This window comes from Streptomyces griseicoloratus (assembly GCF_014534645.1).
Lineage (GTDB): Bacteria > Actinomycetota > Actinomycetes > Streptomycetales > Streptomycetaceae > Streptomyces > Streptomyces griseicoloratus.
In genome coordinates, this window is sequence record NZ_JACVQF010000182.1 from 58541 (window position 1) to 83407 (window position 24867).

24 protein-coding genes are annotated in these 24867 nt (G+C 72.9%); 9 read left to right on the forward strand and 15 right to left on the reverse strand.

Annotation, left to right across the window (positions count from 1 at the left end):
* Positions 1-181: 181 nt before the first annotated feature.
* Entirely contained in the window at positions 182-1423 is a 1242-nt protein-coding gene (locus tag H0H10_RS10820) for an exo-beta-N-acetylmuramidase NamZ family protein (protein WP_188180663.1), read from the forward strand.
* Positions 1424-1439: 16 nt separating this feature from the next.
* On the opposite strand, the gene H0H10_RS10825 is transcribed toward H0H10_RS10820, so the two are convergent.
* On the reverse strand, positions 1440-4250 hold the full coding sequence (locus tag H0H10_RS10825) for a penicillin acylase family protein (protein WP_188180664.1): 2811 nt from the start codon (positions 4248-4250) through the stop codon (positions 1440-1442).
* Between the two features lie 218 nt (positions 4251-4468).
* Between H0H10_RS10825 and H0H10_RS10830 the strand changes: the two genes are divergently transcribed.
* Together H0H10_RS10830 and H0H10_RS10835 are read left to right on the forward strand one after the other, a co-directional pair.
* Positions 4469-5071 carry a hypothetical protein gene (locus tag H0H10_RS10830; protein ID WP_188180665.1) on the forward strand — a complete coding sequence of 201 codons (603 nt, stop codon included), beginning with the start codon at positions 4469-4471 and terminating at the stop codon, positions 5069-5071.
* 103 nt (positions 5072-5174) lie between these two features.
* Positions 5175-5936, forward strand: a complete 762-nt coding sequence (locus tag H0H10_RS10835; protein WP_188180666.1) for a 3-keto-5-aminohexanoate cleavage protein — start codon at positions 5175-5177, stop codon at positions 5934-5936.
* Positions 5937-6174: 238 nt separating this feature from the next.
* Here H0H10_RS10835 and soxR read toward each other — a convergent pair whose 3' ends face one another.
* Entirely contained in the window at positions 6175-6690 is a 516-nt protein-coding gene (soxR, locus tag H0H10_RS10840) for a redox-sensitive transcriptional activator SoxR (protein ID WP_188180667.1), read from the reverse strand.
* A gap of 117 nt (positions 6691-6807) precedes the next feature.
* Here soxR and H0H10_RS10845 point away from each other — a divergent pair, with 117 nt between their 5' ends.
* Positions 6808-7269, forward strand: coding sequence for a MaoC family dehydratase (locus tag H0H10_RS10845; protein WP_188180668.1), 462 nt, complete (start codon positions 6808-6810; stop codon positions 7267-7269).
* Between the two features lie 33 nt (positions 7270-7302).
* Here H0H10_RS10845 and H0H10_RS10850 read toward each other — a convergent pair whose 3' ends face one another.
* The 3 genes from H0H10_RS10850 to H0H10_RS10860 form a co-directional block, all read right to left on the reverse strand.
* The gene (locus H0H10_RS10850; RefSeq protein WP_188180669.1) at positions 7303-7947 is read right to left on the reverse strand and encodes a TetR/AcrR family transcriptional regulator; all 645 of its coding nucleotides are present in this window, start codon (positions 7945-7947) and stop codon (positions 7303-7305) included.
* Positions 7948-8033: 86 nt separating this feature from the next.
* Positions 8034-8324: a YiaA/YiaB family inner membrane protein gene (locus H0H10_RS10855; protein ID WP_188180670.1), complete on the reverse strand. Its 291-nt coding sequence runs from the start codon at positions 8322-8324 to the stop codon at positions 8034-8036.
* 109 nt (positions 8325-8433) lie between these two features.
* Positions 8434-9585: an acyl-CoA dehydrogenase family protein gene (locus H0H10_RS10860; RefSeq protein WP_188180671.1), complete on the reverse strand. Its 1152-nt coding sequence runs from the start codon at positions 9583-9585 to the stop codon at positions 8434-8436.
* Between the two features lie 89 nt (positions 9586-9674).
* On the opposite strand from H0H10_RS10860, the gene H0H10_RS10865 reads away from it, so the two are divergent.
* From H0H10_RS10865 to H0H10_RS10875, 3 genes are all read left to right on the forward strand, one after another.
* Positions 9675-10322, forward strand: a complete 648-nt coding sequence (locus H0H10_RS10865) for a TetR/AcrR family transcriptional regulator (RefSeq protein ID WP_188180672.1) — start codon at positions 9675-9677, stop codon at positions 10320-10322.
* Between the two features lie 94 nt (positions 10323-10416).
* Positions 10417-11133 carry an ArsR/SmtB family transcription factor gene (locus H0H10_RS10870; RefSeq protein WP_188180673.1) on the forward strand — a complete coding sequence of 239 codons (717 nt, stop codon included), beginning with the start codon at positions 10417-10419 and terminating at the stop codon, positions 11131-11133.
* Positions 11134-11198: 65 nt separating this feature from the next.
* Entirely contained in the window at positions 11199-12137 is a 939-nt protein-coding gene (locus H0H10_RS10875) for a DMT family transporter (RefSeq protein ID WP_188180758.1), read from the forward strand.
* A 15-nt stretch (positions 12138-12152) separates the two neighbouring features.
* On the opposite strand, the gene H0H10_RS10880 is transcribed toward H0H10_RS10875, so the two are convergent.
* From H0H10_RS10880 to H0H10_RS10925, 10 genes are all read right to left on the reverse strand, one after another.
* Positions 12153-13238 carry a Zn-dependent alcohol dehydrogenase gene (locus H0H10_RS10880; protein WP_188180674.1) on the reverse strand — a complete coding sequence of 362 codons (1086 nt, stop codon included), beginning with the start codon at positions 13236-13238 and terminating at the stop codon, positions 12153-12155.
* Between the two features lie 16 nt (positions 13239-13254).
* Positions 13255-14643, reverse strand: a complete 1389-nt coding sequence (locus tag H0H10_RS10885) for an aldehyde dehydrogenase family protein (protein ID WP_188180675.1) — start codon at positions 14641-14643, stop codon at positions 13255-13257.
* A 137-nt stretch (positions 14644-14780) separates the two neighbouring features.
* Positions 14781-14948 (reverse strand): hypothetical protein, encoded by a 168-nt coding sequence (locus H0H10_RS10890; RefSeq protein WP_188180676.1) that lies wholly within the window; start codon positions 14946-14948, stop codon positions 14781-14783.
* A gap of 10 nt (positions 14949-14958) precedes the next feature.
* Positions 14959-15645, reverse strand: coding sequence for a hyaluronoglucosaminidase (locus tag H0H10_RS10895; protein ID WP_188180677.1), 687 nt, complete (start codon positions 15643-15645; stop codon positions 14959-14961).
* A gap of 113 nt (positions 15646-15758) precedes the next feature.
* A complete protein-coding gene (locus tag H0H10_RS10900) occupies positions 15759-15950 on the reverse strand; it encodes a hypothetical protein (RefSeq protein WP_188180678.1) in 192 nt (63 codons plus the stop codon).
* A 65-nt stretch (positions 15951-16015) separates the two neighbouring features.
* Positions 16016-17248, reverse strand: coding sequence for an MFS transporter (locus H0H10_RS10905; protein ID WP_188180679.1), 1233 nt, complete (start codon positions 17246-17248; stop codon positions 16016-16018).
* A gap of 21 nt (positions 17249-17269) precedes the next feature.
* Positions 17270-18691, reverse strand: a complete 1422-nt coding sequence (locus H0H10_RS10910; protein ID WP_188180680.1) for a CitMHS family transporter — start codon at positions 18689-18691, stop codon at positions 17270-17272.
* Between the two features lie 134 nt (positions 18692-18825).
* Positions 18826-21057 carry a molybdopterin oxidoreductase family protein gene (locus H0H10_RS10915; RefSeq protein ID WP_188180681.1) on the reverse strand — a complete coding sequence of 744 codons (2232 nt, stop codon included), beginning with the start codon at positions 21055-21057 and terminating at the stop codon, positions 18826-18828.
* Between the two features lie 111 nt (positions 21058-21168).
* Entirely contained in the window at positions 21169-21786 is a 618-nt protein-coding gene (locus H0H10_RS10920; protein WP_188180682.1) for a TetR/AcrR family transcriptional regulator, read from the reverse strand.
* 194 nt (positions 21787-21980) lie between these two features.
* On the reverse strand, positions 21981-22598 hold the full coding sequence (locus H0H10_RS10925) for a hypothetical protein (RefSeq protein ID WP_223179694.1): 618 nt from the start codon (positions 22596-22598) through the stop codon (positions 21981-21983).
* A 156-nt stretch (positions 22599-22754) separates the two neighbouring features.
* On the opposite strand from H0H10_RS10925, the gene hmgA reads away from it, so the two are divergent.
* On the forward strand, positions 22755-24071 hold the full coding sequence (gene hmgA / locus H0H10_RS10930) for a homogentisate 1,2-dioxygenase (protein WP_188180683.1): 1317 nt from the start codon (positions 22755-22757) through the stop codon (positions 24069-24071).
* 27 nt (positions 24072-24098) lie between these two features.
* Positions 24099-24848 carry a GntR family transcriptional regulator gene (locus H0H10_RS10935; protein WP_188180684.1) on the forward strand — a complete coding sequence of 250 codons (750 nt, stop codon included), beginning with the start codon at positions 24099-24101 and terminating at the stop codon, positions 24846-24848.
* Positions 24849-24867: the final 19 nt, after the last annotated feature.

Consider the following 24867-nt stretch of genomic DNA (forward strand, 5'->3'; position numbering starts at 1 on the left):
CGACACGACTGTGCGACACGACTGCGGCGCCGGCTCCGGCTCGGGCGCCGCTGAAAAGCCAGACTAACCAGTCGGTATGCCCGACGGAAGGGTTGTCCCGCGGTTCGCCTCGTTCCGTGCGGGCCCGGTGCGCGCTAGCGTGCGTGCGCATGACACCCGCCGCGATCACGGAGGTCACCGCATGACGCTGTCCAGACGGACCCTGTTCGCCACCACGGCCGCGGTCGCGGCCACCACCGCAGGCACGGCACAGGCGGCACCCATGAGCGGCGGCCGCCCGCTGCGCACCGGCTTCGAGCGCCTGGCCGCCGACGGCTACGCCCTGCTCGACGGCCGTAGGGTCGGCATCGTCACCAATCCCACCGGCATCACCAGGGACGCCCGTCACATCGTCGACGTCATGCACGCCGACGACCGCGTGGACCTGGTCGCCGTCTTCGGCCCGGAGCACGGTTTCCGGGGGACCGCGCAGGCAGGCGGGTCCGAGGGCCGCTACGACGATCCGGCGACCGGGCTGCCGGTGTACGACACGTACCTGAAGAGCGGGCAGCCGCTCGCGGACGTCTTCACGGCGTCCGGCGTGGACACCGTCGTCTTCGACATCCAGGACGTCGGCGCGCGCTTCTACACGTACATCTGGACCCTGTTCGACTGCATGGAGGCGGCGCGGCTCGCGGGCAAGCGATTCGTGGTCCTGGACCGGCCGAACCCGGTGACCGGGCGGGCGGCGCTGGGCCCCGTCCTGCACAAGGAGTTCGCCACCTTCGTCGGCCGGCAGCCGATCGCGCAGGCGCACGGCATGACGGTCGCCGAGCTGGCCCGGCTGTTCAACGACGAGTTCCTGACGGCGCCGGTGCCGCTGGAGACCGTGGCCATGACGGGCTGGAAGCGGTCGGAGTTCTACGACGCCTCCGGGCTGCCCTGGGTGCCGCCGAGCCCGAACATGCCGACGCCGGAGACCGCCCTGGTCTACTCGGGCACCTGTCTGTTCGAGGGCACGAACCTGTCGGAGGGGCGCGGCACGACCCGCCCGTTCGAACTGCTCGGCGCGGAGGGCGTCGACGGGCGGTGGGCGGCCGCCGCGAACGAGCTCGGTCTGCCCGGCGTGCGCTTCCGGGAGGCGTACTTCGCGCCCACCTTCTCCAAGTTCCAGGGGAAGACGGTCGGGGGCGTGCAGCTCCATGTGCACGACCGGGCGGCGTTCGACCCCGTGCGCACCGGGATCGCGCTGCTGGTGACCGCCAAGCGGGTCTGGGGCGGCTTCGCCTGGCGGCCGGACAACTGGATCGACAAGCTCACCGGGTCCACGCAGGTGCGCACCATGATCGACGCGGGCGCGGACACCGACGAGGTGGTGGCCGCCTGGCAGCAGGAACTGGCGGCGTTCCGGAGGGTCCGCCGCCAGTACCTGATCTACAAGTGACCGCCGGGCCGGCCGGTCACCGGTGGGAGGTGAACTCCACCACCTGCTGGTAGGTCGGCCGGTTCTGCCAGCCGATCCCGCCGTGCCTGATGCCGCCGAGGGTGCGGTGGATCACCGAGTCGGCGCACCACTGGTCGTCGGCGCGGCAGGTGTCGTCGCCGGGGTAGACCTGGGCGGCCGTGCGGCCCGCCGCCTCCTTCAGCGTGGCGAGCAGGGTGTCCCGGCAGGCGGCGAGGTCGCCGCCGCCGCAGTACTCGCGTGCGAGCGGTCCCCGCACGGGCTCGCCGAGCACCGCCCGGATGTCCTTGTCGACATAGCTCCACCAGCCGTACTGGAAGGCGCTCCCGGCGTGCGCGCCGGTGGGGCCGTGCGCGGCGGACGGTGACTCGTCGACGGGCAGGTTGCGGGTGAAGGCGGTGTACAGGTCGCTGCCGAGGCCGGGTTCGAACTCGGCCTTCACCAGCAGCGGCCACCACGCGTCCAGGATGCGGATGGCGTCGGAGTGGGCGTACGTCTTCGAGCCGCGCGAGGTCTCCGTGCGCAGGGAGCCCGCCGCGACCCACGCCCTGAGCCTGTCGACGGCCGCCGCGGCGGCGGGGTCGGTCACCGGGGCGCTGCCGATCACCTTGAGCAGGTCGGGCAGCACGTCCTCCGCCCGCAGGTCGGCAAGGCCCGCCTCCGCCATCGCCGCGACGAGCGCGGACCGGGTCACCCCGCCGTCGGCGACGAGCCTCTTCACCCGGTCGTCGAGCAGATTGCCCCGGTGGACCGGGCCGTTGCCCCAGGGAGCGGTCGTGTAGTCCTTGGCCTGCTTGTTGTTCCAGGAGATGTAGTAGTCCTGGTCCAGGGAGCTGGGGTGGGCGGAAGCCGGTGTGTAGCGGGCCGTGTTGGCGGCCGGGTCCCAGTCCTGCCACTCGTACGCCTGCCGCGCCCAGACCGGGAACTCGGCGTCGGTGCCGCTCACCCGTACCGGGTTGTCGCCGCTGTTGTAGTACGCGGTGTGCTCGGAGTCGGCGTAGAACCAGTTGAAGGTGAAGTTGATGTGCTGCACGGCGCTCTGGAAGCGCTGCGGGCTGTCGAGGTAGTCGGGGTCGTTCAGCATCTGGAAGCCGATGATCGAGTCGGCCTCGTGCAGGAAGGAGGAGCGCAGGGTGGTGTAGGCGACCTTCTTGCCGCCGACCGTGGCCCGGTACTCCACCGGGCCGTACTTGGTGCGCCAGACCCGCATCGTGTACGAGCCGGCCGCGGTGCCGTCGGCGACGGTCGGCTTCCAGGCGTTCTTCCGCTCGACCTTCTCCATCGGCGTGCAGGTGCCGCGGTAGAGGTAGTGGTAGTCGTCCTGGCACAGTTCGACGGCGTAGGTGTCGATGATGTCCTGGCCGGAGGTGGTCGCGCTCCACGCGTAGTCCTGGCCACGGCCCAGTTCGACGTACATGCTCAGGCCCGCGAAGGAGGCGCCGCGGGCGCTCAGGCCCGGCCCCTGGATCTCCTGGAGCATGAGGAGCTGGGGCGCGAAGTAGCCGGTCTGCGGGCCGAAGACGGCGATCGGGTGGCCGCTCGCGGTGTGCTCGCCGCTGACCACCAGGGCGTTGGACATGCCGCGCCGGGCCGAGGTCACGGCCGCGTCGGCCGCGGTGGCCGAGGTGCCGGCGGCGTTCGCCGTGGCCGCGGCGCCCGTGCGGTCGTACACCAGCGGTTCCCGTTCCACCGAGCCGGCGTCGGGCAGGGCCCGGCCCTGCGGGTCGTCGGGCCGGGGCAGGTACGGGAAGCTGCCGTCGTGGACGGTGAGGACCGCCTCGGGGTCGTTGCGCTGGCGGAAGGACTCCCACACCTTCGTGCCCTCGGCCACGCCGTACTTCTCCTGGGCGGCGAGCAGGGAGAGCGCGTTGTTCACCTCGCCGCCGCCACCGGAGCCGAAGAGGGAGCCGATGACGGAGGCCAGCGCGACGAGGTCGGTGGGCTTGAAGTGCTCGATGGTGCCGGCGTTGGTGATGGAGTCCTTGTGTCCGGTCAGGACGTACTCGCCGGGGAAGTAGCGGCCCTTGTCGGAGGCGTCGATGTAGGCGTTGATGCCGGCGACGTAGGCGTCCACGTCGGCGAGGGCCTGCTTGCCGCGCTCGCCGGCCGCGGCGGCGGCGCTGTCGATCTGGGCCTGGAGTTCGGCCTCGGTGTAGGGGGCGCTGCGCCAGAACTGCTGCTCCAGGCCCTGGTTGGCGGGGGCGCCGCCGGCGAAGGGCGTCAACTGGCCGCGTCCGACGTGGCGGAAGAGGTCCATCAGCCAGAGCCGGTCCTGGGCGGCCGCGTAGCCGGCGCCGAACTCGGTGCCGTAGCGGGTGGTGCCGGTGATGTGGGGGACGCCGGTCTTCTTGTCCCGGACGATCGTGACGTCGGTGCGGCCGGCCGGGCGGACGGTGGAGGCGACCTGGTCGGCGGGGACGCCGAAGGAGGCGTCGTTGAAGAAGGTGCTGATCCTGTCGTCGGTGAGGGCGGTGTAGCCGGTGGCGAGGTTCGCATAGGGGCCGAGCTGGTCCTCGGCGTGGGCGGGCTGGGTGCCGAAGGCCTGGTTGAGGAGGATCTGGGCGAGGGTGGCGTTGCCGTTCTGGCCGGGCGGCAGGATGTCGGAACACCGGCCGCCGCAGTGGTCGTCGGCGGCCGCTCGCTCTGCGGCCTTGTCGTCGGCGGTGGTCGGGCCGGCTGCCATCGCCGGGGAAAGCGGTGACAAAAGACCGGCAATGAGGGCGCATACCGATGCGGTCTTCAGGAACCCGTGGAATCCGCGGGGAGTTCTCAGTCTGTCGAGGGCGTTGCGTGGGGTGCGCCGTGGCATGGCGGCTCCTCCCGACTGGGGTGTGCCGGACGTTACCGCCGGTATCCCCGCGATTGAAGATGAACATGCGTCACTTTTCGTCGGCACGCGCTCGGTTCGGGGGTCACCGGGAATCCGATGGAGCCGAATCGCGTGTCGATACGTCTATTCGGCGACGTCCTTACGACGACGCCGAAGTGACCGAAGTACAGGTGCAGGTGTGACGGAGGTGCAGGGCGATGGCCGGTTTCCGGAGTCTGGCGAGACAGGTCCGCGATCCGCGGTGCGACCTGGCGCTACGGCGCTACTCGCTGCGCAAGTGCCTTGAGCGGTTCGCCCCTTACGGGCACAGGGCTACCTGGGACCATCTCTGCTCGCGGGCCGGGTTCGGCCCGGAGGACCGCTCCCCCGACCCGGTGCGGCTCGTGGCCGCACTGGAGGAGCTGGAGGAGGCGCGTTCGGTGTGGCTGGCCTACGAGGCCGCGTTCGCGGAGCGCCGCAGGAAGGAGAAGCACGACGGGTTGCGCAGGCCGGGCAGTGTGGACGACTGGCACCGGCTGACCTGGGGCGGCTTCGGGGTCGCCTGGTGCGACGACCCCCGGGTCCACCCGCACGCCCCGCTGGCCGAGGTGCTGCGCGGGCTGATCTCCGCGCTGGAGCGGGAACCGGGGGCGGAGTGCCCGGTGTGCGGCGGGGAGCGCCTGGTCTGGAAGTACGAGCTGGACCACGAGCCGTCGGCGGGTCCGGTCTGCACGGACTGCGGGATCCTCGTACCGCGTCCGGTCCTCACGCCCGAGGCCCTGGCGAACGCCAGGCGCGGACGGTTGCTGGTGTCGGCCTGAGGCCCCGGCGAGGGGGCCGTGGAAGCACGACGGGTGCGCCGGGGATGCCGTGCCCCGGCCGGTGAGGCCCGGCGATGTCGGTGGCGGCCTGCACCATGGGGGGATGGTGCAGGTGTGTCTCAACGGGGCCCGCGGGGCCCTCGACGGTGCGGTGGTGCCCCTCTCGCCCGAGGCGCTGGCCGAGTCCGCGGCCGAGGCCGTGGCGGCCGGGGCCACGGACGTCCATGTCCATCCCAAGACCCCGTGCGGGAGGGACACGTTGTCGCCCCGCGTGGTCGCGGCCACGGTGGAGGCGATCCGGGCGCGCGTGCCGGCGCCGGTACGGGTCGGCGTGACCACGGGGGCCTGGGCCGAGCAGGATCCGTCGGCCCGCCCGGACCGCATACGGAGCTGGACCGTCCTGCCCGACCACGCCTCGGTCAACTGGCACGAGCCGGGCGCCGAGGAGACCGCCGCCGCGCTGATCGACCGGGGAGTGGGTGTGGAGGCCGGCATCTGGTCCGGCACGGACGGGGCGGCCCGGTTCGCGCGCTCACCGCTCGGACCGCGGGTACTGCGGGTGCTGGCGGAGGTCACGGACCGGGATGCGACGACCGCCGAGGACTCCGCCCTGGCCCTGCTCGCCGGCCTGGGCAGGGCCCACGGCCGCCCGGTGCTGCTGCACGGCGAGGACGACGGCACCTGGCCGGTGCTGCGCCTGGCCGGCCGGCTGGGTCTCGCGACCCGCATCGGCCTGGAGGACACCCTCCTCCTGCCGGACGGCCGCCCCGCCGGATCGAACGCCGAACTCGTCGCCGCGGGCCTTCGCCAGTGGAACTCGGCGCGGCACGAGTCCCGCGACCACCCACCGCGCGACGGGTCCTGACGTCCGGCGGCGTCCGGACCTCCCCCGGGCCGGGCGGGCGGACCACCGGGCCGACAGACCTTCGGCCGAGCGCCCGGCGCCACCCGCAACGCACGGCACCACGCCACGAGTCACGGCCGAAGACGGCCACGTGGCGTCCGCCGCGGGACACCCGACGCGCGGCGGTCGGCGCGGTCGCCGCGCGGCGAGGGCGGGCGGTGTTGGTCCGAGGGTGCGCTGGTTCCTGCCGAGGGGCGGCTCAGTCGCAGCAGTCCGGGTCCGGGGTGTGTTTGGTGCGGCTGCTGCGGGGGGACGCACCGCCCTTCTCCGTCATCAGGCGGGAGCCGGTGAGCCGTTGGCCGAAGACGTCGTCGGGGTTGGACAGGACGCAGCTGTCCAGGGACAGGCAGCCACAGCCGATGCAGTCGGTCAGGTGGTCGCGCAGGCGGTTCAGCTGCTTGATGCGTTCGTCCAGTTCGGAGCGCCAGGCCTCGGACAGCCGCGCCCAGTCGTCCCGCGTGGGCGTGCGGCCCTCGGGCAGTTCGGCGAGCGCCTCGCGGATCGTGGCCAACGGGATGCCGACGCGCTGGGCCGCCCGCACAAAGGCGACCCGGCGCAGCGCGTCACGGCTGAACCGGCGCTGGTTGCCCGAGGTGCGGCGACTGCTGATCAGGCCCTTGGACTCGTAGAAGTGCAGGGCGGAGACGGCGGCGCCGCTGCGCGCGGCGAGCTGGCCGACCGTGAGCTCGTGGATCTTCTCGGGAATCTGGGGCACTCCCCGAAGCCTACCCACCCCGTCACTCCTTCGGCCCGTCGGCGTCCGTTGACAGGGACTTCGCGGGCGACCATGCTAAGCAGTTGCTTAGAGTTGGGCGAGCAGAGAGGCCGGGACATGGCAGAGCCGAGGATCTTCACGTCCGCCGACGACCTGAAGGCGGCGGTGGGCGAGCAGCTGGGGTACACCGACTGGCTGGACGTCGACCAGAAGCGGATCGACCTGTTCGCGGAGGCCACCGGCGACCACCAGTGGATCCACGTGGACCCGGAGAAGGCCGCCGCGGGCCCGTTCGGCACCACCATCGCGCACGGCTATCTGACCCTGTCGCTGCTCCCGCTGTTCGGACCGCAGCTGATCAAGGTCGAGGGCGTGAAGATGGGCGTCAACTACGGCACCAACAAGGTCCGCTTCCCCTCCCCCGTCCCGGTCGGCTCCCGCCTGCGCGCCACGGCGACGATCACCGGCGTCGAGGACGTCACGGGCGGGGTCCAGGTGACCGTCGCCTTCACGGTTGAGCGCGAGGGCGGCGACAAGCCGGTCTGCGTCGCCGAGTCCGTCTCCCGCTACTACCTCTGACTCCCGCCACCACCTCCGAGGAGCCGGGCGCCGCTACTTCCGGGCGGCGCCCGCGTCCTTGGCCCCCACCATCCGCAGCACGAGGTCGGCGTAGAGCGCGCCGACCTCGTCGGGCGTCCGGGGGCCCTCGATGTTGAACCAGCGGGCCACGTCGATGCAGAGCGAGAGCACGGCGAGCGTCGTGCCCTGCACGTCCAGCACGTCGAACTCGCCCGAGGCCACACCGTCCTCGATGATCCCGCGCACCTCGGCGTCGACCCGGCGGCGCAGCGCGACGATCTCGGCACGGGCGTCCGGCCCGAGCGCGTCCAGCTCGTACTGCACCACCCGGGCGGTGGTGCGCCGGCCGGCGTGCCAGCGGACGAAGGAGCTGACGGCGTCGGCGAGCCGCTCGGTGGCGCTGCCCTCGCCCTCGGCCGCCGTCCGCAGGATCCCGAGGGCCCTTTCGTGGCCGATCCGGCTGATGCGGTGGAGCAGCTCTTCCTTGGTCTTGTAGTGGATGTAGAGCGCGGCGGGGCTCATGCCCGCGCGCCCGGCGATGTCACGGGTCGTCGTCGCGTGGTACCCGCGCTCGGCGAAGGCCTCCACGGCGGCGACCAGCAGCCGCCGGGCCGCGTCAGGCGTGACCTCTTCCCACGGCTCGATGTCGCCGCCCGTCGTCTCCGCCGCCGTACTCATCGCTGCTTCGCCCCTCTCGGTGACAGGAGCTCCACCATACCGCCGAGGGTGAGCGGGCGCTTAGGGCGCTCCGCCGGCGGCGTGCGTCAGCCCAGCTTCTGGAAGGGGTCGTGCTCGGCGAGCAGCTTCTCCAGCCGCGCCTGGTCGACCCGGCTCACGATCTGCCCGGCCTCCTGGCGGTCGCGGATGATCTTGGCCAGGGTGAAGGCGGAGGTGACGAGGTAGAGGACGGCGATGCCGAGGAAGGCGCGCACCCAGGCGTCGGCCTCCAGCCTGACGATGCCGATGGCGGTGGCGGCGAGGGCCACCGTGAACGACGCGACGGCCTGCCCGTAGAAGGCGGCGGTGCTCTGCTGCTTGACCGGTGTGTCACTCATGAGGACAAGGGTCGGCGGATGTGGCCGGGGCCACATCCGCCGGGATACTCAGTTCGGATACTCAGAAGCTTTCGTAGACCCGCGAAGGCTCTCGAAGGCCCTCGAACGGTCAGAACGCGGAAACGCCCGTGAGCGCCCGCCCGATGACCAGCTTCTGGATCTGGCTGGTGCCCTCGTAGAGGGTCATCACGCGGGCGTCGCGCAGCAGCTTGCCCGCCGGGTACTCGTCGATGTAGCCGTAGCCCCCGAAGACCTGAAGGGCGTTGTTCGCGGCGCGCACGGCGGCCTCGGAGGCGAACAGCTTGGCCTTGGAGGACTCCACGGTGAAGGGCAGCCCGCGGTCGATCAGGTCGGCGACCCGCCAGGTCAGCAGCCGGGCCGCGTCCACGTCGAGGGCGATGTCGCTGATCAGCTCCTGCACCAGCTGGTGGTGGGCGATGGTCTTCCCGAACTGCTCGCGCTCGCCGGCGTACTTCACGGCGGCGTCCAGCGCGGCCTGGGCTATGCCGACGCAGCCCGCGGCGACCGACATCCGCCCCTTGGCGAGGGCGGACATGGCGACCGAGAAGCCCTTGCCCTCGGGTGCCAGCATCGCCGAGGCGGGCACGCGCACGTCCTCCAGCACCAGCTCGGCGGTGGCCTGGCCGCGCAGCCCGAGCTTGCCGTGGACGGTGCGGCGGGTCAGGCCGGGCGTGTCGGTGGGCACGAGGAAGGCGGAGACGCCCTTGTGACCGGGGGCGTCCGTGGAGCGGGCGAACAGCAGCACGACGTCGGCCCAGGTGCCGTTGGTGATGAACATCTTGGTGCCGTTGATCACGTAGTCGTCGCCGTCACGGACCGCGCGGGTGGACAGGTTCCCGGCGTCCGACCCGGTGCCGGGCTCGGTCAGGCCGAAGCAGCCGACGTACTCACCGGAGGTGAGCCCCGGCAGCCAGCGCCGCTTCTGCTCCTCGTCACCCCACGCGGCGATCGTCTTGGCGACCAGGCCGAGGGAGACCGAGACGATCCCGCGCACGGAGCTGTCACCCCGGCCCAGCTCCTCCGTGACCAGGCAGTACGCGAGGTGGTCGCCGCCGGAGCCGCCGTACTCCTCGTCGATCGTCAGCCCGAGGAAGCCGACCTCGCCCAGCTTCTTCACGATGGCGCGGTCGACCTCCTCGGCACGGTCCCAGGCGACGACGTTCGGGGCGATCTCGCGCTCCACGAAGTCCCGGGCGAGCTGCCGTACGGCGGTCTGCTCCTCGCTGAGCTCCAGGTTCATGCCGAGTCACCCCACAGAAAAGGAATCTTGAAAGCCGTACATTTAAATTAGCAGTGCTAGTTTCTGCTCGCAGCCCTACTATGTGCGCCATGGCCCGACCGCGCAAGCCCCTGCTCAGCACCGACCGGATCGTCGAGACGGCCCGCGCGCTGGTGGACGCGGAGGGCCTCGCGGCCGTCTCCACCCGCCGGCTCGCGGCGGAACTGGGCGTCAGCGGCCCCTCGCTCTACAACCATTTCCGCACCAAGGACGAGATCCTGGAGGCGGTCGCCGACTCGGTGAGCGCGCAGGTCGACCTGTCGATGTTCGAGGACGGCCGCGAGTGGCGGACCGCGCTGCACGACTGGGCCGTCTCCTACCGGGACGCCCTGCGCGAGCACCCCAACATCGTCCCGGTCCTCGCCCACGGCCCCGGCCGCCGCCCGGCCGCGCTGCGCCTCGCGGACGCCGTCTACGGCGCGATGGTCGACGCGGGCTGGCCCCCGGCGCAGGCCACGTCCATCGGCGCGCTGATGCGGTACTTCGTCATGGGCTCCGCGCTCGGCTCCTTCGCCCGGGGCTTCGTGGACGACGCGAGCGCCTACGACCCCGCCGACTACCCCCACCTCGGGCAGGCCCACCTGCTGGCCGAGCAGCAGGACAAGATCGACCAGCGGGCCTTCGAGACCGGGCTGACGGCGCTGCTGGACGGGCTCGCGCAGCAGTTCGAGCAGCTGCGGGCGACCGGCTCCGACTAGCGGGACGCGGCCGGCCGGCGGTCGCGGGCGCGCGAGGTCCGGCGGCAGGACGGTTCGGCGGGGACCGAACGGTTCGTGCCGCATCCTGGGGAGCATGACCACCACCAGGGATGCCACAGCCCCGGGGCTCGCCCGGCTGGCCGGGCTGATCGCCGACGAGACGCGGGCCGCCTGTCTGCTGGCGCTGCTCGACGGGCGGGCCTGGACCGCCGGTGAGCTGGCCCGGCACGCCGGTGTCGCCGCGTCGACGCTGAGCGAGCACCTGGGCAAGCTCGTCGCGGGGGGCCTGCTCGCCGAGGAGCGGCAGGGGCGTCACCGGTACGTCCGGCTGGCCGACGCGCGGGTCGCGCAGCTGGTGGAGGAACTGGCGGCGCAGGTCGCGCCCGGGGACGCGGCCCGGCGTCCGCGCACCCTGCGCGAGGCCGGCGCCGGGGCGGCGATGGCCCGCGGGCGCACCTGCTACGACCATCTCGCCGGCCGGCTGGGGATCGCGGTCACCGACGCGTTCACGGCGCGCGGGCTGCTGCGGCAGGACACCGGTTTCGCCCTCACCGACGCGGGGCTCGACTGGTTCGACCGGGCCGGCATCCGGCTCGTGCGCACCGGCCGCCGCCCGCTGGCCCGCGCCTGCCTGGACTGGACCGAACGCCGCCCCCACCTCGCCGGCGTCGCGGGCGCCGCCCTGTGCCGGCACGCGCTGGACACCGGCTGGTGCGTACGCATCGGCTCGGAGCGGGCGGTGAAGGTGACGGCGGCCGGTGAGGAGGCGCTGTCCGGGCTGCTGGGCATCGACCCGGTGGCGCTGCGCTGAACGCGTGCACCCCGTCCGAAACCCGCCGGTCCACACCCCCGTCCGTCCCTAGCCTCTGGAGCATGATGAGCCCCGCCCCGTCCCGTCGCCCGGAACTGCTCGCCGCCGGCGCGGCCGCCGTCACCGTCGTCCTGTGGGCCTCCGCCTTCGTCTCGATCCGCAGTGCCGGGGAGGCCTACTCGCCCGGCGCACTGGCGCTCGGGCGGCTGCTGTCGGGCGCCCTGACGCTGGGGGTGATCTGTCTGCTGCGCCGGGAGGGGTGGCCGCCCCGGCCGGCCTGGCGGGGGATCCTGATATCGGGCCTGCTCTGGTTCGGCTTCTACATGGTGGTGCTGAACTGGGGCGAGCAGCAGGTGGACGCCGGGACGGCCGCGCTGGTGGTGAACGTCGGGCCGGTCCTCATCGCGGTGCTGGGGGCCCGGCTGTTCGGGGACGCGCTGCCGCCGCGGCTGGTGGCGGGGATGGCGGTGTCCTTCGCCGGTGCGGTCACCGTGGGCCTGTCGATGTCGGGCGGGGGCGGGTCCTCGCTGCTCGGGGTGGTGCTGTGTCTGCTGGCCGCCGTGGCGTACGCCGGCGGGGTCGTCGCCCAGAAGCCGGCCCTGAGCCACGCGAGCGCGTTGCAGGTGACGACGTTCGGGTGCCTGGTCGGGGCGGTGGCCTGCCTGCCGTTCGCCGGGCAGCTGGTGCACGAGGCGGCCGCCGCTCCGCTCCCGGCCACGCTCAACATGGTCTACCTGGGGGTGTTCCCGACCGCGCTGGCGTTCACGACGTGGGCGTACGCGCTGGCCCGGACAACCGCCGGCCGCATGGGCGCCACCACCTACGCGGTGCCCGCCCTCGTCGTGCTGATGTCGTGGCTGGTGCTGGACGAGGTGCCGGGGCTGCTCACCCTGGGCGGCGGTGCGCTGTGCCTGGCGGGCGTGGCGGTGTCCCGGTCCAGGGGCCGGGCGGCGGCTCCGGAGAAGGCCCCGGAGCCGCGTCCGACCCGTGCGGGCCGGTCGTAGAGGTACTGACGGGGGCTAGAACACCACCAGCGCCCGGCCTCCCTTGCCCGCGAGCATGTTCTCGAAGGCCGCCGGGATGCCGTCCAGGGCGATGCGTTCCGTCACCAGGGCGCCCAGGTCCAGGCGCCCGGCGCGTACGTGTTCGGCGATCACCGGCAGGTCGCGTGCCGGGTCGGCGTTGCCGTACACGCAGCCGGACAGGGTGCGGCCCCAGTGGAAGATCTCCAGGGCGTTGAAGGTGACCTGCTGGTCCTTGCCGCCGATGCCGACCACCGTGGTGCGTCCGCCGCGCCGGGTGGATTCCCAGGCGGTGCGGATGGTGGCGGCGCGGCCGACGCACTCGACGGCCACGTCGACGCCCTGCCTGCCGGTGAGGGCGCGGATCTCGCGGGCGGTGGTGTCGGAGGCGACGACGTAGTCGGTGGCCCCGGCCGCGCGGGCCAGCTCCTCCTTCGCCGGGGAGACGTCGACCGCGACGATCCTGGAGGCGCCCGCGATCCGGGCCGACTGGAGGGTGGCCAGGCCCACTCCCCCGACGCCGAACACCGCCACCGTCTCCCCCTCGCGGACCCGGGCCGAGTGGTGGACGGCGCCGTAGCCGGTGAGGACGGCGCAGCCGAGCAGGGCGGCGTCGACGAGCGGGACGCCGTCCGGGGCGGGCAGGACGCAGGACGCGGACACCACCGTCTCCTCGGCGAACGCGGCGACGTTCAGGCCGGGGTGCAGGTCGGTGCCGTCGTCGGCGCGGCGGGCGTGCACGTCGGCGGCGCCGGCCAGGGCGTTCGCGCACAGCCAGACCTCGCCGAGCGAGCAGGCGTGGCAGGCGCCGCAGGACGGGGCCCAGTTGAGGACGACGGCGTCACCGGGCGTGACGTGCGTGACGCCCTCGCCGACGGCGAGGACCGTGCCCGCGCCCTCGTGGCCGAGGACGGCGGGTACGGGCACGCGCATGGTGCCGTTGGACAGGGACAGGTCGGAGTGGCAGACCCCGGCGGCGGCGAGCTTGACTCGGACCCGGCCGGGGCCGGGCTCCGGCAAGTCGATGTCGGTGATCTCCAGCGGGGATCCCACGGCGGGTACGACGGCGGCGCGGACAGCCATGACGGAAGCGACGCTCCTAGAACTGGAGGGACTTGGTCTGGAGGTACTCGGACAGTCCGTGCACGCCGAGTTCGCGGCCCACGCCGGACTGCTTGTACCCCCCGAAGGGGGCCAGCGGGTTGAAACGGCCGCCGTTGATGTCGACCTGGCCGGTGTCCATGCGGCGGGCGAAGGCGACCGCCTCCGCCTCGTCCCCGGCCCAGACGGCGCCGGCGAGGCCGTAGACCGTGCCGTTGGCGATCCGCAGGGCGTCCTCCTCGTCCTCGTAGCGCAGGATGGACAGGACGGGGCCGAAGATCTCCTCCTGGGCGATGGTCATCTCCGGTGTGACGTCGGCGAAGACCGTCGGGCGGACGAAGTACCCCTGCTCGCGCGGGGAGTCGGGGCCGCCCGCGACCAGGCGCGCGCCCTCGGCGAGGCCCTTCTCGATGTAGCCGCACACCCGCTGCCGCTGCCTGGCGTTGACGACCGGGCCGATCCGGTCGCCGTACTTCGCGGCGGCCTGCGCGGCCAGCTCCACGGCCTCGTCGTACTGGTCGCGGTGGACCAGCATGCGGGTCCAGGCACTGCACGTCTGGCCGGAGTTGGACATGACGTTGGCGACGCCGACGTTGACGGCCTTGGCCAGGTCGGCGCTCGGGAGGATCACGTTGGCGGACTTGCCGCCCAGTTCGAGGGCGACCTTCTTGACGGCGGCACCGGCGGTCGCGCCGATCCGGCGGCCCACGGCGGTGGAGCCGGTGAAGGAGACCAGGTCGACGCCGGGGTGCTCGGCGAGCGCCTGGCCGGCGACCGGGCCGAGGCCGGTGACCAGGTTGAAGACGCCGGCCGGGACCCCGGCCTCGTGCACCGCCTCCGCGAAGAGCTGGGCGGTGAGCGGGGTGTCCTCGGCGGGCTTCAGCACGATCGTGCAGCCGGCCGCGAGAGCGGGGGCGACCTTGGCGACGATCTGGTGGAGCGGGTAGTTCCAGGGGGTGATGGCACCCACGACGCCGATCGGCTCGTGGTGGACGACGGAGTTGCCGACCCTCTCCTCGAAGGCGTACGTCGCGGCCAGTTCGGCGTACGAGCCCGCGACCGCGACCGGTGCGCCGACGTGGACGGTCTGCGAGAACTTCAGCGGGGAGCCCAGCTCGGCGGTGACGGTCGCGGCGATCTCGTCCCCGCGGGCCACCAGGACGTCCCGCAGGGCGGACAGCCGCGCGGCGCGTTCGGCGGGCGGGGTGGCGGCCCAGGCCGGCAGGGCCGCGCGGGCGGCCCGTACGGCGGTGTCGACGTCCAGGGCGGTGCCGGCGGGGACCTGTCCGATCACCTGCTCGTCGGCCGGGTTCACGACGTCGATCGTGTCCCGGCCGTCGGCGGGCCGCCAGGCTCCGTCGATGTACATGCCGTCGTGTGCCTTCATCGCGTTCCTTCCGGGCGGGCCTCGTCGTCCGGCCCCCAAACTAGCGCCGTTAGTTTTCTGGCACCAGGGGCGGTCGCCATGGCACGCCTCACCCCGCCCGGACGGCGGTCACGGCGACAGGCCCTACGCCGGTCGCCTCATCGGTTGCCCTGCTGCTCGGCCGTGTCCTGCTGCCCGAGTGCCGCGAGCCGCGCCCTCAGCTCGGCGTTCTCCGCCTCCAGGGCGACCATGCGCTTGCGTGCGAAGTACAGCTCCATCACGGCGTCCTGGAACTCGGCGACGAGCTGCTCGGGGGTCAGTTCCACGATTCCGCCCTCACGCCGGGGCCAGCCGGGTGGGCACGCCGCTGCTGCCCTTCCAGTACAGGGCGCCGTTCTGGGCGTAGAGGGAACCGCCGCCGCGGTCGGCGGGCGCGTTGGTCGGCTCGGTGTCCACGTCGGCGAGCCGTGCCGCGCCCTCCAGCAGCAGCGCGGCCGGGGCGTCGGAGCGCTGCACCACGTGCAGCTGGGCCAGGGGCTTGTCCCCGCGGCCGACGCCTATGCCGGTGCGGCCCGATCCCTTGACGACGAAGTCGTCCACGCCCGGGTTGTTGCGCAGCACGATCAGGGAGCCCGTGGTCGGTCCCTGGGTCGCCGTCACGAAGATGCCCTGGGCGGCGGTCCCCTGCGTCTTGAGGTCGATGGAGAGGCCGGAGGCGCCGGCGTCCGAGCCGTCGGCGTAGCCCACGTGGGAGATCTTCAGGGTGCCGCGCGCGGTCTCCGTGCCCGACAGGTTCATGGCCGACGTGGCCGGGTTCTGGGAGGTCACGTTCAGCGCCGAGGCCGTCCCGGACGTGGCCGCGCAGTTGATGGTCACCGTGTAAGCGGTCGTCGACGTGCTCCAGAAGTTGGCGGGTGCGGCGTAGTCGGTGTACTCGCCCTCCGCGGCCGCCTCCGTGCCGGTCGCGACGGTGACGGCGCCCGCGGTGAAGGCGCCCAGGAACACTCTGCGTCCCACTGCCATCCGTGTACTCGCTTTCCGTATGGGGGAATCGCATCGCGTGCGTGCGGTGCGGAGATCATGTGATCACCCCTCACAGGTCGCGCACAATGGTGCTCCGGTGGCGAGGACAGGGCCTAGTCGTCCGTGCCGCCGTGCTGCCCCGACCCCCGGCCCGACCGCCCCGACCGGCTCACCAGCTCGCCCGCCACCAGGGTCGCCTTCGCCACCCCGCGGGCCCAGCGGGGGCCGCCCCGGGCCGCCCAGACGACGCAGACGCATCCGAAGACGGCGAGGACGAGCAGGCCGGACAGGACGATCAGGATCATGCGCATCCCCCTGGTGCACGTGCGTACGGTCCGCGCCATCATTCCAGGTCGCCAAGTGCCCCCGGCTAGCGGGCCGAGCGGCCGAGCGGCCGGGACCGGCTGCCGCCCTCCGCGGGCGGGCGGTCCTCGGCCGGTCCGGACGGGGAGCGCAGGGCGACACCGGAGGACAACAGCAGCAGGGCGCCGAGCATCACGAACGGGGCGGCCACGCCGGCGAGTCCGGCGATCAGGCCGGCGGCGGCGGGCGCCGCCACCTGTCCGAGGCGGTTGCCGGTCAGGCGCAGGGCGAGCGCCGTGGAGCGGGCCTCATCGGGCGCAGCCTGGACGACGGTCGTCATGGACAGCGGCTGGCCGACCCCCAGGCAGAAGCCGAGGACGACGAGCATCAGCGCCAGCGCCCACACCGGCACCGGCAGCGCGATGCCGGCGCAGAGAAGGGCGGCCAGCAGACAGGTCACGGTGAGCAGGAGCGTGCGGCCGAGCAGCCGCAGCAGGGGCGTCAGCACCAGCCGGCAGGCGATCGTGGCCGCCGCGCGCAGGCTGAGCAGCACCCCGATCACCGACGGGGCGATGCCCCGGTGCTCGCCGACCACCGGCAGGTAGGCGGTGAGGATGTCGGTCGCGGAGAGCACGGACAGGCTGATCAGGATGCCGGCGGGCACGCCCCGGGCGCGCAGGATGCCTCCCACGGGCACGCGCTCGCGCCGCGCGGTACGGGGCCCGGCCGCCGTGGGGTGCTCTATGCGCCACAGCGAGGTGAACGCGACCGCAGCGCCCGCTCCCGCGACGACCAGGGCGAGCGCGCTGCTGCCGGCCATGTCGTGGCCGCCGATCAGCGCCCCCGCCGCGATGGGCCCGACGAGCTGGCCGAGCGAGGCGCCGATGGTGAAGTGGCCGAAGTTGCGGTCCTGTTCGTGCGGCGCGGACTGGCGGGCGACCAGTGACTGGGCGCCGATGACGAAGCAGAGGTGGCCGAGGCCCATCACCCCGCTCCACAGCGCCATCGCCCACAGCGAGCCGGCGACGCCGCTCAGCACGCAGCCGCCGGCGATCAGGACCACGCCGACGGGCAGCAGCGGCGCACAGCGGCCGTGGTCGGTGCGCCGGCCGAGGGGCACGGCGGCGAACAGCGGCAGCAGCGCGTAGACGCCGGCGATCACGCCGACCGCCCGCTCGTCCGCGCCGAGCGCGAGCGCCCGGTAGGAGACGGCGGGCCGGGCCATCGACACCGCCCCCTGCGCGAAGCCGAAGGCGATGACGAGGCGGAGCAGCCAGCCGCGGTTCCCGCCGGGCGCCATGGTCGTGTCCTCCCAGGTGGGTCAGATGATGCCGAACAGGATGCCCGCCCCGAGGACGACCAGGCAGGTGAGGGCGGCCCACTTCACCACGAACCGGGTGTGGTCGCCGAACTCCACCTTGGCCATGCCGACCAGGACGTACACGGCCGGGACGAGCGGGCTCGACATGTGCAGCGGCTGGCCGACGATCGAGGCGCGGGCGATCTCCAGGGTGGACACGCCGTGCGCCTGGCCGGCCTCGGCGAGCACCGGCAGGACGCCGAAGTAGAAGCCGTCGTTCGACATGAAGTAGGTGAGCGGCAGGCTCAGCAGGCCGGTGACGAGGCCCATGTGCGGGCCCATGCCGGCGGGGATGATGTCCACCAGCCAGTTGGCCATGTGGTCGACCATGCCGGTGCCGGTCAGGACGCCGGTGAAGACGGCGGCGGCGAAGACCATGCCGGAGACGTTGAGGACGTTGTCGGCGTGGGCGGCGATCCGGGCCTTCTGGTCGGGGATGTGCGGGAAGTTGACGGTGAGCGCGAGGGCGGCGCCGAGCAGGAACAGCACCGGGATCGGCAGCAGCTCCATGATCATGGCGGTGAGCAGGGCGACCGTGAGCAGCGCGTTGAACCAGTACAGCTTGGGGCGCAGGGTGGGCCGGTTCGGGTCCAGGCCCTGGAAGTCGTCCGCGGCCGCGTCGTCCCCGGCCGATCCGCCGGTGCCGGCGGCGGGCGCGGACGCCTTGCCGGCGGCGCCGGACCCGGTGCCCGTGCCGGCGGCGGCGCCCGCGCCGACCAGGACGGTCTCGGTCTCCTTCTCCTCCGCCAGCACCTCGTCCAGCGTCAGCGTGCCCAGCCGCCTGCGCTCGCGCAGACCGAGGACGTACGACAGGACCAGGACCGCGAGCAGCCCGGCGGCCAGGGCCGGGATCATCGGGACGAAGATGTCGGTGGCGTCGACCTTCAGCGCGGTGGCGGCGCGGGCGGTGGGGCCGCCCCAGGGCAGGGTGTTCATCACGCCGTTGGCCATGGCGGCGACACCGGTCATCACGACCAGGCTCATCTTCAGGCGCTTGTACAGCGGGTACATCGCCGAGACCGTGATCATGAAGGTGGTCGAGCCGTCGCCGTCCAGCGACACGATCGCGGCGAGCAGCGCCGTGCCGACGACGATGCGCATCGGGTCGGCCTTGCAGAACTTCAGGATCGCCCGGACGATCGGGTCGAACAGTCCGACGTCGATCATCACGCCGAAGTAGACGATCGCGAACATGAGCATCGCCGCGGTGGGGGCGAGGCTGGACACGCCGTCGATGACGTAGTCGCCGAGTTCGGCGCCCTTGCCGACGAACACGCAGAACAGCGCGGGGATCAGCACGAGCGCCGCGATCGGCGACATCTTCTTCATCATGATCAGGACCAGGAAGGTCGCGATCATGGCGAAGCCGAGGATGGTCAGCATGTGTGGATACCTAACGTTCGCCCTTGAACATCCCACCGGGGCAGGCGGTGCGACGACGTTAGGTGCCGCGAAGCGGCGTTAACAAGATGTTGACACGCGAGCAATAAGCGCAAAACTCCAGGTCACAGCTTTGCTCAGGTCACAGGGGTGAGGACGACGGGTACGCCGTTGAGGACCGCGTTGCCCGACAGCGGGTCGAGCAGGCTGCCGTCGAGGAGCTGGTTGACGTTGGCTCCGGGGACGGTGGCGGCGTGGGTCAGGCGGGTTCCGGGCCGGTCGTGGCCCCAGCCGTGCGGGAGGCTCACCACGCCCGGCCGGACGGTGTCCGTGACCTCGGCGGGCGCGGTCACCTCTCCCCCGGCGCCCTTGACGCGTACGGCCGCCCCGTCCCGTACGCCGAGCCGTTCGGCGTCCGCGGGGTGGATGTGCAGGGTGCAGCGGTTGGAACCGCCGGTGAGGGCCGGGATGTTGTGCATCCAGCTGTTGTTGGACCGCAGGTGGCGGCGGCCGACGAGGACGAGTCCGTCCGGGCGCCGGTCCAGGGCGGCGCGGAGCCTGGGCAGGTCGCCGGCGATCGGCTCCGGCAGCAGTTCCACCTTGCCGCTGCGGGTCTTCAGCGGCTGCGGCAGGCGCGGGCGCAGCGGGCCGAGGTCGATGCCGTGCGGGTGGGCGAGCAGGAGCCGGAGGGACAGGCCGTCGGGGCGTGCGCCGAAGCCGTCGCCGTAGGGGCCGAGGCGCAGCATCATGTCGAGCCGCCGCTCGGGGCCGTTGTCGCCGGTGAGCTGTGCGGCGAGCTCGCGCGGGTCGCGTCCGTGCACGGGCGAGTGCGGGTCCTGGACCGCCTTGCCGAGGGTCTGCTCGACGACCATGGCGTCGACGGCGGCGGGGTCGGCGCCGTGCATGCCGGTCGCGGCGAGGATCAGCCGGGCCATGATCTCGGTCTCGGCCATGCGGCCGGGCTCCAGCGGCACGGCGGGGCGGGTGTAGCGGACCTGGTTGCGCACGGCGAGGGTGTTGAAGGCGAAGTCGTGGTGCGGGCTCTGGGCGGGCGGGGGCGGCGGCAGGACGACGTGGGCGTGGCGGGAGGTCTCGTTCAGGTAGGGGTCGACGCTCACCATGAAGTCGAGCGAGTCCAGCGCCTTGTCGAGGCGGTCGCCGTCGGGTGCGGACAGCACGGGGTTGGCGGCGACGGCGACGAGCGCGCGGACCGGCTCGCCCTCGTCGGTGGCGGTGTCGATCTCCTCGGCGAGGGCCGACAGGGGCAGTTCGCCCTTCGCCTCCGGGTGTCCGCTCACCCGGGAGCGCCAGCGGCCGAGCGCGAAGCCCCGGCCGGGCCCGGCGGGGCGCGGGGTCTTGTCGGTGGCGGCCTGCGGGAAGAGGGCGCCACCGGGCCGGTCGAGGTTGCCGGTGAGGATGTTGAGGACGTCGACGAGCCAGCTGGCGAGGGTGCCGTGCGGGACGGTGCAGCTGCCGATCCGGCCGTAGACGGCGGCGGTGGGGGCGGCGGCGAGCTCCCGGGCGAGGGCGCGGATCGTGGCGGCGTCCACGTCGCAGGCGCCGGCGACGGCCTCGGGGGTGAAGTCGCCGAGGGCGGCGGCGAGTTCCCCGACGCCCTCGACGTGCGGGGCCAGTGCTCCGAGGGCGGCCAGGTCCTCCTCGAACAGGACGTGCGCCATCGCCGCGAGGAGCAGCGCGTCGGCGCCGGGGCGGATCGCCACGTGCCGGTCGGCGAGCCGGGCGGTGCGGGTGCGGCGCGGGTCGATGACGGTGAGGGTGCCGCCGCGGGCCTTGAGCGCCTTGAGCCGGCCCGGGAAGTCGGGGGCGGTGCACAGGCTGCCGTTGGACTCCAGGGGGTTGGCGCCGATGAGCAGCAGGTGGTCGGTGCGGTCCAGGTCGGGTACGGGGATCGCGTTCGCGTCGCCGTAGAGCAGTCCGCTGGAGACGTGCTTGGGCATCTGGTCGACCGTGGAGGCGGTGAAGAGGCTGCGGGTGCCGAGGGCGCCGAGCAGGACCGGCGGGTACAGGGCGCCGGCCACCGTGTGCACGTTGGGGTTGCCGAGCACGACGCCGACGGCGTGCGGCCCGTACCGCTCGACGACGGGCCGGATGCCCGCCGCGACCGCGTCGAACGCCTCCTCCCAGGTCGCCTCGCGCAGCTCGCCGTCCCGGCGAACCAGGGGCGTGCGCAGCCGGTCGGGGTCGGAGTCGACGGCACCGAAGGAGGCGCCCTTGGGGCAGATGAAGCCGCGGCTGAAGACGTCCTCGCGGTCACCGCGGGCGGCGGTGACCCGGGTTCCGTCGACGGTGAGGGTCAGGCCGCAGGTGGCCTCGCACAGGGGGCAGATACGCAGGGCGGTGCGGGACACGGGTCCTCCCGGAGGGCGGCGGCGATGGCGCACGGACACCGGCGAGCATACCGACCGGTAGGCATGCCGGGGAGGTCCCGTGGGAAGGCGGGCCGGTGAATTCCCCGTCCGTCAGTCGAGCACGCGCCCCAGGTACGCCCGCAGCAGCTCCCGGGCCTCCTCGATGACCTTCTCGTCCCCCTCCGGGTCGACCCGGAAGGCGAGTTGGACGAGGGTGTCGGCGGTCTCGACCGCGACGAGGAAGACGCGGCGCAGATCGTCGTCGGGGCGGCGGCCGAGGTAGCCGGAGAGCAGTTCGGTGAGCCGGTCGGCCATGCGGTGGTTGGGCTCGGCGTGCCGGTCGCCGATCGGGATCTGGTTGCCGAAGTCGACGAGGGAGAAACCGGGCACGGTCCGCTTCATCGCCAGGTACTCGTCGAGGACCACGTCCAGCGCCCGGCGCCAGCCGGCGTCGCCGGTCTCCTCCAGCCGCTCGGTCACGCGTTCGGCGTAGCGGTCCAGGTTGCGCTGGGCGAGTGCGTCGGCCATCTGCCGCTTGTTGCCGAAGAAGCGGTACACCGAACCGATGGGGACGCCCGCGCGCAGGGCCACGGCCCGGGTGCTCAGGGCGTCGTAGCCGACCTCGTCGAGGAGGTCGGCGCAGGCGTCGAGGATCCTGGTCAGCCGTTCGGCACTGCGCCGCTGCACGGGGGCACGGCGGAGCGAGGTCGCGTGGGGCACGGTGTTCATGATGCCTTCCCGGCGCGGTCCGGTGAACTGTGACCTCCGGTACGACAACGGACACCGCCTCCGCTCACCGGACTCGTCCGGCGCATCGACCCTCCACGCCTTCGGGCAGCCCCCGTTCCCCGCTCACCACCGTCACGGCGATCCCACGGTCACCGTGACCACCACCGGCCCCGAGCCCCCTCCCGGCCTCGGGATCACCGCGGTTCCGCGGACTCCGCCGACCCGGCGGCCTCCGCCGGCACCGCGGTCTCCCCCGGCCCGGCGGTCTCCGTCGGCACCGCGGTCTCCGCCGGCACCGCCGCATCCGTCGGCTCCGCGTCCGACGTCGTGATGTCCGCCGTGCTCTCGACGGGCTTGCCCTCGACGGCCCATACGGTGCCGTCGTCGGCGTACAGGCGGACCGTGACGTGGTGCGTGCCGCGCGGTACGAGGCCGGCGGCGAGGCGGTACTGCGGACCGCGCAGGCGGGTGACGGGGGCGCCATTGAGGAAGAGGTGCGCCACACCGCGTCCGGCCACCGCCCTCGCCTCCGCGCCGGCCGGCGAGAACCTGAAGTTGCGCACGGTCAGCCGTACGTCCCAGCCGTCGGCGGCGTCGGGATGCACCTCGATGCCGACCTCGGGCGCGTGCTCGCCGTCCACCTCCCGGTAGCGCCGGCCCTCCTCGTCGGTGTCGTCGAGGAGCCGGCCCACCGGCGTCAGCGACTCCCGGGTCTCCGGTTCGCCCCCATCACTGGAGCCACAGCCCACGGATCCGGTCAGCAGCAGGACACAGACCGCGAGCGCGGCAAGTGCTCTCCGCGTCCACGACATGCCCGGGAGGGTAGAACACGGGTCCGACGGCCGAATCCCCCTGGGGTCGGGTTCCGGGAACCCTCCCCGGGAGGACCACGTCCCGTACGACCTCTTGCGCCCGCGAAACCTCAATCCTACGGTGTCCCATAGGAATCAGACGGCGAGGGAGCGATCATGAGCGGGGACGCGCGGAAGACCGCGGAGGGGCTTGCCTACCTGTCCGGCTTCGGCAACGAGCACAGCTCGCAGGCCGTGCCGGGCGCACTGCCCGAGGGGCGCAACTCGCCGCAGCGGGCCCCCCTGGGGCTGTACGCGGAGCAGCTCAGCGGCACGGCGTTCACCGAGCCCAGGGCGCACAACCGGCGCTCGTGGCTCTACCGGATCCGTCCCTCGGCCGCGCACCCGGCGTTCACCCGTACGGGCAACGGCGCGATCCGCACCGCGCCCTTCACACAGTGCGTGCCGGACCCGAACCGGCTGCGCTGGAACCCGCTGCCGACGCCCGGGGCCGGGACGGACTTCGTCGCGGGCCTGTGGACCCTCGGCGGCAACGGCGACGCGACCCAGCGCACCGGCATGGCCGTGCACCTGTACCACGCCACGGCCTCCATGGACCGCGTCTTCTCCGACGCCGACGGCGAGCTGCTGATCGTCCCGGAGCGCGGCGGGCTGCTGCTGCGCACCGAGTTCGGACTGCTGCACGCCGAGCCGGGCCACGTGGCGCTGATCCCGCGCGGGGTCCGCTTCCGCGTGGAGCTGCTGGACGAGGACGCCCGCGGCTACATCTGCGAGAACTACGGCGCCCCCTTCCGCCTCCCCGACCTCGGCCCGATCGGCGCCAACGGCCTGGCGAACGCCCGCGACTTCCGGGCGCCGGTCGCCGCGTACGAGGACACCGAGGGCCCGGTGGAGGTGGTCAACAAGTTCTGCGGCAACCTCTGGACGGCCGTCTACGACCACTCCCCGCTCGACGTCGTCGCCTGGCACGGCAACCATGTGCCGTACGTCTACGACCTGCGCCGGTTCAACGTGATCGGCACGATCTCCTACGACCACCCGGACCCGTCGATCTTCACGGTGCTCACCTCCCCGTCCGACACCCCCGGCCTCGCGGGCGTCGACTTCGTCGTCTTCGCGCCGCGCTGGCTGGTGGGCGAGGACACCTTCCGGCCGCCGTACTTCCACCGGAACGTGATGAGCGAGTACATGGGCCTGATCGAGGGGGCCTACGACGCGAAGGCGGAGGGCTTCGTGCCGGGCGGGGGCTCGCTGCACAACATGATGTCGGCGCACGGCCCGGACCGGGAGACGTTCGACCGCGCGAGCGCTGCCGAGCTGAAGCCGCAGAAGATCGACGACGGGCTGGCGTTCATGTTCGAGACGCGGTGGCCCGTGACCCTCACGCCCCAGGCGGCCCGCGCCGAGCACCTGCAACAGGGTTACGACGACGTCTGGCAGGGCCTGGAGCGTCACTTCCGCCCCTTGCACTGAGGAATCCCCTACCGGTACGGATGGCCCGTGACCTCCTTCGCCCCGGACTCCATCGTCCTGAACCGCAAACTGCCGCTGTGGTACCAGGTGTCGCAGTCGCTGCGCGCCTCGATACTGGGCCGCTCGCCCCAGGACCCGCTGCGCCTGCCCACGGAGGAGCAGTTGGCGGGGCACTACGGGGTGAGCGTGCTGACCATGCGGCAGGCCCTGAAGGAGCTGGAGGACGAGGGGCTGATCACCCGCCACCGCCGGCGCGGCACGTTCATCGAGCCGCACGCCAGGCGGGGCTCCCCGGTGCGGCTGCTGGGCTCGGTGGACGCGATCGTGGCCCAGCAGTCCGGCATGCGCGCCGAGCTGCTGGACCACGGCACCGGCCCCGTGCCGCCCGAACTCGCCGAGTACTTCCCGGACCTGGCCGAGGCGGCGACGTACCACCGGCTGCGCAGCGACGAGAAGACGGGTGAGCCGACCAACCACGCCCGCAACTACGTCCGCCCCGAACTGGCGGCCCGCATCGACGCCGACGACCTCGCCCGCTGGCCGATGACCAAGGTGCTGCGGGACGTCGTGGGCATGGACATCAGCAGGATCACCGACACCGTGGAGGCCCGCCTGGCCGACCCGGAGACGGCCAGGCTGCTGCAGGTCCCGCTGCTCAGCCCGATCCTGCACTACACGGGCATCACCTACGACACGGCCGGCCGCGTGCTGGACGTGGCGGTCATCCACTACCGGGGGGACCGTTTCTCCTTCACGGTCACGCTGGATGCCACCTGAGGCCGGGGCGGCCCGTCGT